Origin of the sequence: Lamprocystis purpurea DSM 4197 (genome assembly GCF_000379525.1) — a bacterium.
Taxonomy (GTDB): Bacteria; Pseudomonadota; Gammaproteobacteria; order Chromatiales; family Chromatiaceae; genus Thiodictyon; species Thiodictyon purpureum.
The window spans coordinates 25,778-35,665 of record NZ_KB902532.1 but is presented as its reverse complement, the minus strand read 5'-3'; the positions used below and the strand labels follow the sequence as shown (position 1 = coordinate 35,665).

Genomic DNA, 9,888 nt, shown 5'->3' with positions numbered 1-9,888 from the left:
CTGATCGTTTACATGTGACGGTGTGTCATACGCCCGGCAAGCGCGTCTGGGCCAGAGATGATGACGGAGACGGCATTCGGGAAGTGCATGTAAATACCAGCGAGGGCTTTTGGACAGGATTGCGCAATTTTCTCCGCCCATTTCGTGGTGTCAACAAGGTCTATCTTCAGCAGTATGTCGCCATTCATGAATGGGCTCACAACATCAAAATATGCTGCATAGAATTTCTCCGAATGCTGTGTGGCGTCACACAGTTGGCCTCATGAGCCACTCTTTCTCCAGCAATTTATCCAAACGATGCATGACGCCCATGAACACGATCGGAAGTTCTCCTTCCTGCAGGGTCGCGGCAATCCGGCCGGCGATAAACTGATCTCGCAACGCCAATAATTTTCTGCTTTTCTCCTGGTATTCTGCATTCACCGAATCCCGATCAGAAACCGCCTTTTTAATCAATAATTTATTTAGCAAATCATATTCTTGTATCAGCAGCTCCATATCTTCGGTACCTTCCAGAACCGCCCCTTTCTTCATTAATTTTATCAGAAATGTGTAATTCGTACTACCCCGTTCCGCGAGCCGCTCCGCCAACGCCGTCTCATTACCGCAGACCGGCGTACCGTCCTGATAGATTCGCGTCTTTTCCCAGGGCAGATTCAACTCGGTGATCTTCGCCGCGATCCCCTGCCACATCTGCTCGACGGCAGTCCGATCAGCACCAACGCTCTCCTTACTTTTCCGCATCTTCGCATTTTCCGACACATTTGAAGCGGCGCGTCCCGAATCGTCCTGTGCGTGAAGAATAGGCACATAGATCAACCGTCTTATTTCTTTCATCGCTGCTGCTTCTTTGATTCAAAGCTTGAATACGCTGCCGATCACGCTTACCAGCTCCTGATTTTCAAAAGGCTTACTGAGATATTCGCTGACATTCAGATCGGCAGCCGCTCTGATCGTATCAGGCGAAGCATATCCCGTCAGTATCACAACCAGCACGCTGTCATCGGATTCCCGAATAATGCGCAACGTCTCGATGCCATCCATTTCCGGCATGTGCAGATCCAGAATGATCAGATCAGGATTCTCCTGGGTATTCCGGAGAATACCATCGGGACCGTTAGCGGCACAGTAGACGAGATAGCCATCGCGTTCCATTACGTGCCTCATCAGCCCCAACAACTCGGGATCATCCTCGATGATCAGTATCTTGCGATTTTTCATTTCCTTGCCGCTTGAAGAATGGTCACTGAAATGCACTGCAATAACCCTCATACCCTGTTGCTGGACCGCGACCACTGCCTGACCGATGAGTCCGGCAGATAACCGGCACGCACTGTTTCACGACCGCCAGCGCGAACAACGGCGCTTGATGATGCTCTGCGGCTTCCGTGGCGCCGCGGTGCTCGCCTGACAACCCCGATGCCGGCACAACAAAAACACTTTTCGTTGATTATCGATCCTGATGCCGGGCGGGCCTTGCACCAGCCTAGCGCAGTCTACCTCTTCGTCCCTGTGGCGGACTACACAAGCTTGAACAATCCCCTCCGCCCCCTGCCGCATGAGATGCGCCCAGGCAGATCAGCGCCGGGGGCGCTCGGTCGTCGGGTGGTCCAGTCGTGAAAAAGCCGCCGCCTGCCCTCCGAGACGGCACCGATCATGCCCTTGAAACGCAGACCCATGCCCGCGCCTCGGCCTCGATCATCCGTCCGGCGGCGGTCCACCGAACCCCGCGCCGCCGGTACCGCCGGTCGGGCCGCCGTCGCGTCCGCTAGCTAATTTTGTGCGCGAACACAGTATCGATCACTTTCACCAGGTCCCGACATTCAAAAGGCTTACTCAGGTACTCGCTGACATTGAGGTCGGCGGCATCCCTGATGGTGTCTGGTGTGGGGTATGAGGTCAGGATGACAACCAGCACTTTGTCATCAGTCTTGCGGATGGCCTGCAGCGCCTCTATCCCGCCCATGATCGGCATGTAGAGGTCAAGAATGATCAGATCCGGACGCTCCCGCGCATGACATGAAATACCGTCCGCACCGTTGGCGGCACAGAACACCAGATAGCCTTCGCGTTCCATCGCAGACCTCATCAACCCCAACAGGTCCAGCGCATCCTCGATGATCAGAATTTTCCGGCGTGCCGCTTCTTGTTTCATTGTTGTTTCTCCGCTTGAGTGTTGATGGCCAAAGTCATCTCCTCAAACAAGGCGGGCGTTCTGCAGTAGCGCACAGACATCGCCCAAGACTGAGATGCGATGACCTCCCACTATCCGGCGTCAGGTCACGCGACGTCAACCAGAATTCTAGACCGCGATCAAGGCACGGAATGCGAAGAATTATGAACGGTAGCACCGTCGGAAACGATCGGACACTCCGACCGCATCAGGCGATTGCCGGAACATCCTGTACCGGATCGCGAAGGATTTTCGTCGGCCGTCAAGGAGCGCCGGCCGGAGCATCCCCGGACGATGTAACCGTCGGCGCGACGCGGACGACAGGCGAAAAGACGGCTTCAAGTGGAACAGGGTCTTGGGGTACACTCGCGCCATGGCTATCCAAATCGGCGTCATCATGGACCCCATCGGGTCCATCAACATCAAGAAGGACAGCACCTTCGCGATGATGCTCGCGGCGCAACGGCGCGGCTGGCGCCTGCGGTACATGGAAGCGGGTGACCTGTTTCTGGCCGACGGGCAGACGCGGGCCCGGATGCGCGAGGTCGGGGTGGCGGACGATCCCGCGGGCTGGTACCAGTTCGGCGCGCAAACCATATGCCCGCTCAGTGACTTGGATGCGGTACTCATGCGCAAGGACCCGCCCTTCGACATGGAGTACATTTTCTCGACCTATCTGCTGGAACACGCCCAGCGCGCCGGTGCGCTGGTGGTCAACGACCCGCGGGCACTGCGTGACGCCAACGAGAAACTGTTCACGGTGGAGTTTCCCCAGTGCACCCCGCCCACCCTGGTGACGCGGCATCTGACCGACATCCGCGCCTTCCAGGCCGTCCATCAGGACATGATCCTCAAGCCCCTGGACGGTATGGGCGGATCCGGGGTGTTCCGGGTGCGCCCCGCGGACCCGAATCTCAGTGTGATCGTGGAAACCCTGACTGAGCGCGGCCGGCGACTGTGCATGGTCCAGCGCTTCATCCCCGAGATCGCCGATGGCGACAAACGCATCCTGATGATCGACGGTGAGCCGGTACCCTACTGCCTGGCGCGCATCCCGGCCCCCGGCGAGACGCGCGGCAATCTGGCGGCCGGAGCCTCGTCCGAAGGCCGTCCGCTGACCGCACGCGACCGCTGGATCAGCGCTCAAGTCGGACCGGTGCTACGTGCGCGCGGCATCCTGTTCGCCGGGCTGGACGTGATCGGCGAGTCGCTGACCGAGATCAATGTCACCAGCCCGACCTGCATCCGCGAATTGGATGCCCAGTTCGGACTGGACATCGCGGGCGACCTGATGGACACCATCGCCGCGCGCCTTCCCACTGCCTGACGCGACCAGAATCCCCGGTCGCGGGCTCGCGCCCCGGAGCTTCCCATGCTGTATCCGTTGGACCTCACCCTCGGCCGGACCCGCCGCCGCGCCGGATGGATCGCCGCCGCCCTGCTCATCCTCCTCACCGGCTGCCGCTCCGAGGCACCGGTGATCACCGCGCGCTTCACGGCCTTCGACAGCATCGTCGACCTGAGCCTGGTGCGCGTGGAGCCCGCCCTGGCCGCGCGCGCGAATGACCTCATCGAGCAAGACTTCCGTTTCCTCGACAGCACCCTGGATACCTGGAAGACCGGCGTCATGGAGCGCGTCAACCAACTCCTGCCGACCGGAGAACCATTCGTCGCGCCGCCCGCCATCCTGCCCCTGGTCCGCATGAGTCAGACCTATGAAAAGCTGAGCGGCGGGCTGTTCAACCCGGCGCTGGGCAATCTCATCGCACTCTGGGGCTTCAATGTCCCGCAACCGGAGTGCAATCCGCCGCCGCGCGATCAGGTGATCGAGCGCTGGGTGAAAGCGAACCCCCGCATGGCCGACATCCAACTCGACGGACTGGAGATCCAGGGCAATAACCGCGCCCTGAGGCTCGATTTCCAGCCGATCATCCGGGGTTACGCGATCGACCTCGCCATTGCCCAGATCAAGGAACTGGGCATCCGCGACGCCTTGGTGCAGATCGGTCGGGATCTGCGGGCGATCGGCGACCGCGGCGGTCAGCCCTGGCGCATTCCGATACGCCGCCCGAGTGGTGCCGGCGTGCTGGCCGTGCTCAAGGTCATGGGCGACGAGAGCGTCGCCACCACCGCCGCCTATGACCGTGACTTCATCTATGCCGGCGTGAACTATCACCATATCCTGGACCCCCGCACCGGCCAACCGGCGCGCGGCACCCAATCGGTGACCGTCGTCCATGGTGACGCGGTCACCGCCACGGCCGCCGCCACCGCCCTGTTCGTCGCCGGCCCCAAGCATTGGCACGCGGTCGCCCAAGCCTTCGGTTTACGCTATGTCATCCTGGTGGACAGTAAGGGTAACGTGCACCTCAACCCGGAATTGCACGCGCGGCTCGACATCGTCGATACCAACGCCGAACTGATCTTGAGCCCGCCGCTCGCAGCACCGCCGGGCGCACCTCCGACCGCCGGTCAGCCTCGCTCCAACCCGGCGTGAGCGAGCACAGCCGCTCCAAACGCAAGCGCACCAATCCGGACGCACGGTCGCGACGTCCTGGCGGAGCCCCGGCGATGAGCCTTTGGGGCTTGCGCCTGAAACGCGGAACCCACTTGAGCGCCGCCACCTTCCGGACACCGCCGGTCCCCCGCGCGCTGACCGCGCCGCTGGATGACGACCCCTCGCGCGTGCTGCCGCTCGCCCTGCTGACAGCCCTGTTCCTGCACCTGTTCCTGCTCCTGGCCGTCTCGTTTCACATGCCCCAACCGGTCACCCAGGCGCCCGCGGATGAGACACTCGAGATCCTGATCCTGAAGGACGCCGGGCAGACCACCCCGACACCCGAGCCGGATGCCGCCTTGTCCCAGCGCTCACGCGTGGGCGAGTCACCGCAGGCCGACAGCGTCGTCTCGGCCGACGCGGATCCGAACGCCGAGGTCGAGTTCCTGGATGAGGAGATGGCGGAACCGGAGCCCCCGGCGCCGCTCCCGCCGCCGCCCCCACCCGCGCGGGCCCAGCCGCCTGAGGTCCTGACCGCGACGACACCCAAGCCCAAACCGGAGCAGCGGGTCAAGCCGCCGGTCGAACCCCTGAGTGATCCCCTGAATGACCCCCGCAGCGACCCCCTGAATGACCCGGGTCGACCGGTGGATGCCGCCCGGATCCTCGCCAGCCGCAACCAGGAGATCGCCCGTCTCACCGAAAGCCTGGAGGCGCGCGGCAGCGCCTATGCCAGCCGCCAGCGACACAAGTCCATCAGCGCCAGCACCCGCGAATACCGCTACGCCAACTATCTCGCCGCCTGGGCGCGCAAAGTCGAGCAGATCGGCAACCTCAACTACCCACAGGCCGCCAAGGACCAGCGCCTCCACGGCAATCTCATCCTGCATGTCGGAGTCCGCGCGGACGGCACCGTGGAACAGATCCGCATCGTGCGCTCTTCCGGACACGAGCTGCTGGACCAGGCCGCCATCAAGATCGTCCAACTCGCCGCGCCCTACGCCCCCTTCCCGCCCGACATCGCCGCCGAAACCGACGTCCTCGACATCATCCGCACCTGGCAATTCCTGCGCGGCGGCAAGCTCGGCTGGGAGTAGGATGGGTAGAGCGTAGCGAAACCCATCCTCGATTCGCCGGCCTTGCACCGGCGCAGCGCTTATTGCGTTCGCACCTGATATCCAGACAGACCTTCGTGTAGGGGCGGGTTTGGAACCCGCCCCTACATCCGGTTATCACGTCCGAAGGCTATAATATCCGTCGCTTCGGGCTTGCCCCGGCCCGCGGGGCACGGGATACTAGCGCCATGGGCTTCAGTACGTCACTCACGAACCACTTCCTGATCGCGATGCCGGGTCTTCAGGACCCCAACTTCGCGCGCACGGTCACCTATGTCTGCGAGCACACCGATCAGGGGGCGATGGGCATCGTCATCAACCGCCCCACGGAGGTGACCCTGGGCGAGTTGTTGGCGCAACTGGACATCCCCACCCGGCTCAGCGCGGTGCGCGATACCCTGGTTTATCAAGGCGGCCCGGTGCAGACGGATCGGGGCTTCGTGCTCCACACCGCCGGCCCGTCGTTCGACTCCACCATCAACATCACCTCCCGGATCAGCGTGACCACCTCACGCGACGTGCTGGAGGCCATCGCCGGCGGCGAGGGTCCGCCGCAAGTCCTGATCGCGCTGGGCTATGCCGGCTGGGGCAGCGGCCAATTGGAGCAGGAACTCAGCGCCAACGCCTGGCTCAGCGGCCCCGCCAACGACGACATCATCTTCCGACTGGACGCGGAGTCACGCTGGCTGGCTGCCGCCAAGCTGCTCGGTGTCGATCTCAACCTGCTCAGCGGCGAGGCCGGACACGCGTAGTGCCAACTCTGCTCGGATTCGACTTCGGCCCGCGCAAAATCGGCGTCGCGGTCGGCCAAACGGTCACCGGCTCCGCCACCCCCTTGACCACCCTGACCTGCCGCGGCGCGCATCCGGACTGGCCCGGCATCGAGGCCCTGGTGCGGCACTGGCAGCCCAGCGCGGCGGTCATTGGCCTGCCCTACAAGCTCGATGATACGCAAGCAGACTGGGCGCCCCTGGTCCACCGCTTCGCGCGTCAGATTCAGGGGCGTTTCGGGCTGACGGTGCATCTGGTCGACGAGCGCTTCACCTCCTGTGAGGCACGCGCTCAACTGAGCAGCCGCCCCAACCCGCGGATCGGTCCCAAGCCGCGCACCGGCGCCCCACCCCACCACGCGGTCGACGCCCTGGCGGCCGCCTTGATCCTGGAAGCCTGGCTCAGTGAGCAACCCCGAACCCCTTAGCCCCGCAACGATCAACCACCCCGGTGATTCTCAAGAGATCTGGATGGATCACGCCGCCGTCGAGACGGCCATCGCCGCCATGGGCATTGGCCTGCAGGCCCTGCTCGAGCGGCGGCACATCACCGCCCCCCTGATGGTCGGTATCCATACCGGCGGGGTCTGGGTGGCCGAGCGGCTACACGCCGAACTCGCCCTCGCCGATCCCCTGGGCCATCTCGACATCTCCTATTACCGCGACGACTTCAGCCGGATCGGAATGCACCCTCAGGTCCGCCCCTCGCATCTGCCGGTCACGGTCGAGAACCGCCATATCATCCTGGTGGACGACGTTCTCCAGACCGGGCGCACCATCCGCGCGGCACTCAATACCCTGTTCGACTATGGCCGTCCCAAATCAGTGATTCTCGCCGTCCTGGCGGAGCTGGACGGACGCCATTTGCCGATCGAGCCCAACGTGGTGGGCCTGCACGCGCGCCTCGCAGCGGGTGAGCGAATCAAGCTGACCGGCCCGGCGCCGCTGGTGCTGGTGCGCGGGCGTGCGCCGGCCAAGCCGGCACCCAAGACGCACCAGGTCGAGGCCGCACCATGATGTCCCACGCCAATGCCCACGATCTGCAACTGGACCCCGCGGGTCACCTCAAGCACCTCCTCACCGTCGAGGGCTTGAGCCGCGAACTCCTGACCGAGGTCCTGGACCAGGCCGAGGGCTTCCTCGGCGTCGCCCAGCAGGCGGTCAAGAAGGTCCCCCTGTGTCGCGGCAAGGTCGTGGCCAACCTGTTCTTCGAAACCAGCACGCGCACCCGCACCACCTTCGAGCTGGCGGCCAAACGGTTGTCGGCGGATGTGCTGAATCTAAACATCGCCGCCTCGGCCACCACCAAAGGCGAGACCCTGCTCGACACCCTGCGCAACCTGGAGGCGATGCAGGTCGATATGTTCGTGGTGCGCCATGCGGCCAGCGGCGCCGCCCACTTCATCGCCTCCCAGGCCGCCCCCCACGTCAGCGTCATCAATGCCGGGGACGGACGCCATGCGCACCCCACGCAGGGCATGCTCGACATGTTCACCATCCGCCGTCATAAGGGCGCCTTCGAGAACCTGCGCATCGCCATCGTCGGGGACATCCTGCACTCACGGGTGGCCCGCTCCCAGATCGCCGCGCTCAACACCCTGGGCACCGGTGAGATCCGGGTTATCGGCCCGCGCACCCTGATGCCGGCGCAGGTCGAATCCCTGGGCGTGCGGGTTTTCGACGATCTGCGCGAAGGGGTGCGTGACGCCGACGTGGTGATCATGCTGCGCCTGCAGCGCGAACGCATGAGCGTCGCCCTGCTGCCCAGCGAGCACGAATATTTCCAACTCTACGGACTCACCGAAGAGCGTCTCTCCACCGCCCGGCCGGACGCCATCGTCATGCACCCCGGCCCCATCAACCGCGGGGTCGAGATGGACACCCAGGTGGCCGACGGGCCACGCTCGGTGATTCTGGAACAGGTCAGCAACGGAATCGCCGTGCGCATGGCGGTCATTGCCATGTGTATCGGCACCCAGAACCTGCGCGGCCAGAGCGCCGTGGGGGGCCTTGATGACTAGCAGCAAAAAGATCAGCATTGTTAATGGTTACCTGATCGACCCGGCGAGCGGGACCGACCACGAGGCCGATCTGCATCTCGCCGATGGCCGGGTCCTCGCCATCGGCGCGCCCCCGGCCGGGTTCCAGCCCGACGTGGTGCTCGACGCCCACGGGCTGGTGGTCTGCCCCGGCCTGATCGACCTCTCCGCCCGGTTGCGCGAGCCCGGTCACGAACAGAAAGCGACCATCGCCAGCGAGACCCGCGCGGCCGCCGCCGCGGGCATCACCACCCTGTGCTGCCCGCCGGACACCGCCCCCATCATCGACACCCCGGCGGTCGCCCAACTTATCCTGCGCACCGCGCAACGCCATGGACTGGCGCGGGTGCTGCCGGTCGGAGCCATCACCCAGGGTCTGGACGGCCGCCATATCACCGAGATGGCCGCCCTGAAACAGGCCGGCTGCCCGGTGCTCAGCCAGGCCGACCGGCCCATCCGCAACAGCCAGGTGCTGATGCGCGCCCTCGATTATGCCGCCACCTTCGGCCTCACGCTGTTCCTGCAACCCCAGGACGCGGATCTCAGCGAGGGCGGCTGCGCCCACGAGGGCCGGGTCGCCACCCGCTTGGGTCTGCCCGGCATCCCGGAGGCTGCCGAGACCGTCGCCGTCGCCCGCGCCCTGGCTCTGGCCGAACAGACCGGTGCCCGCATCCACTTCCGCGGACTCTCCAGCGCCCGCGGCGCGGAGATGCTGGCCGAGGCGCGGCGCCGCGGCATCCCGGCCAGCGGCGACTGCTCGGTGCACCAACTCTTCCTCACCGAGGACGATGTCTACGGCTTCAATGCCGACTGTCATGTGATCCCGCCGCTGCGGACCCTGGCCGACCGGCAGGCGCTGCGCACCGCCGTTGCCGAAGGCGCCATTCAGGCGCTGTGCTCCGACCATCAACCCCACGACGCCGACGCCAAGCAGGCCCCCTTCCCCGAGACCGCACCCGGAATCTCGGCCCTGGAAACCCTGCTGCCGCTCGCCCTTGCCCTGGTCGATGAGGGCGTCCTGACCCTGTCCGCCGCCATCGCCCGCCTGACCACCGGACCCACCGCGATCCTGGGCCACGACCTGGGCCGTCTCGCGCCGGGCCGGCCGGCTGACATCTGCTGCTTCGATCCGGCCGAAACCTGGGTCCTGAGCCCCGAGACACTCGTCAGTCAGGGTCAGAATACCCCCTTTCTCGGTCGTCAACTTCGGGGTCGGGTGCGCTGGACGCTGCTCGGCGGGCGGATCGTCCATGAGCGTGCTTAGTTCGACTCATCCACATTGAACGAAATAGAT

11 protein-coding genes and 1 pseudogene are annotated in these 9,888 nt (G+C 64.5%); 9 read left to right on the top strand and 3 right to left on the bottom strand.

Annotated elements, in window-relative coordinates; all coding sequences use genetic code 11:
- Positions 1 to 266, top strand: a pseudogene (locus A39O_RS42340) (hypothetical protein); the annotation flags it as partial.
- On the opposite strand, the gene A39O_RS35080 reads toward A39O_RS42340, so the two are convergent.
- From A39O_RS35080 to A39O_RS0125105, 3 genes are all read right to left on the bottom strand, one after another.
- Positions 247 to 837 carry a hypothetical protein gene (locus tag A39O_RS35080; protein ID WP_020507421.1) on the bottom strand — a complete coding sequence of 197 codons (591 nt, stop codon included), beginning with the start codon at positions 835 to 837 and terminating at the stop codon, positions 247 to 249. The pseudogene A39O_RS42340 and the gene A39O_RS35080 sit on opposite strands and share 20 nt — an antisense overlap.
- A gap of 18 nt (positions 838 to 855) precedes the next feature.
- Positions 856 to 1,257 (bottom strand): response regulator, encoded by a 402-nt coding sequence (locus tag A39O_RS35075; protein WP_245561976.1) that lies wholly within the window; start codon positions 1,255 to 1,257, stop codon positions 856 to 858.
- A gap of 511 nt (positions 1,258 to 1,768) precedes the next feature.
- Positions 1,769 to 2,155: a response regulator gene (locus A39O_RS0125105; RefSeq protein WP_020507418.1), complete on the bottom strand. Its 387-nt coding sequence runs from the start codon at positions 2,153 to 2,155 to the stop codon at positions 1,769 to 1,771.
- Positions 2,156 to 2,546: 391 nt separating this feature from the next.
- On the opposite strand from A39O_RS0125105, the gene gshB reads away from it, so the two are divergent.
- The 8 genes from gshB (at position 2,547) to A39O_RS0125065 (ending at position 9,858) form a co-directional block, all read left to right on the top strand.
- The gene (gene gshB, locus A39O_RS0125100) at positions 2,547 to 3,500 is read left to right on the top strand and encodes a glutathione synthase (RefSeq protein ID WP_020507417.1); all 954 of its coding nucleotides are present in this window, start codon (positions 2,547 to 2,549) and stop codon (positions 3,498 to 3,500) included.
- A 45-nt stretch (positions 3,501 to 3,545) separates the two neighbouring features.
- Positions 3,546 to 4,670, top strand: a complete 1,125-nt coding sequence (locus A39O_RS0125095) for an FAD:protein FMN transferase (RefSeq protein ID WP_020507416.1) — start codon at positions 3,546 to 3,548, stop codon at positions 4,668 to 4,670.
- A gap of 74 nt (positions 4,671 to 4,744) precedes the next feature.
- Complete coding sequence (locus A39O_RS0125090; protein ID WP_020507415.1) at positions 4,745 to 5,767, top strand: TonB family protein; 1,023 nt, start codon at positions 4,745 to 4,747, stop codon at positions 5,765 to 5,767.
- A 206-nt stretch (positions 5,768 to 5,973) separates the two neighbouring features.
- Entirely contained in the window at positions 5,974 to 6,537 is a 564-nt protein-coding gene (locus A39O_RS0125085) for a YqgE/AlgH family protein (RefSeq protein WP_026199727.1), read from the top strand.
- On the top strand, positions 6,537 to 6,983 hold the full coding sequence (ruvX, locus tag A39O_RS0125080; protein ID WP_020507413.1) for a Holliday junction resolvase RuvX: 447 nt from the start codon (positions 6,537 to 6,539) through the stop codon (positions 6,981 to 6,983). The genes A39O_RS0125085 and ruvX overlap by 1 nt, the downstream gene beginning before the upstream one ends.
- Before the next feature lie 43 nt (positions 6,984 to 7,026).
- Positions 7,027 to 7,572, top strand: a complete 546-nt coding sequence (pyrR, locus tag A39O_RS0125075) for a bifunctional pyr operon transcriptional regulator/uracil phosphoribosyltransferase PyrR (RefSeq protein WP_020507412.1) — start codon at positions 7,027 to 7,029, stop codon at positions 7,570 to 7,572.
- Positions 7,572 to 8,576 (top strand): aspartate carbamoyltransferase catalytic subunit, encoded by a 1,005-nt coding sequence (locus tag A39O_RS0125070; RefSeq protein WP_020507411.1) that lies wholly within the window; start codon positions 7,572 to 7,574, stop codon positions 8,574 to 8,576. The genes pyrR and A39O_RS0125070 overlap by 1 nt, the downstream gene beginning before the upstream one ends.
- Complete coding sequence (locus A39O_RS0125065; protein WP_020507410.1) at positions 8,569 to 9,858, top strand: dihydroorotase; 1,290 nt, start codon at positions 8,569 to 8,571, stop codon at positions 9,856 to 9,858. The genes A39O_RS0125070 and A39O_RS0125065 overlap by 8 nt, the downstream gene beginning before the upstream one ends.
- The last annotated feature ends 30 nt before the right edge of the window (positions 9,859 to 9,888 follow it).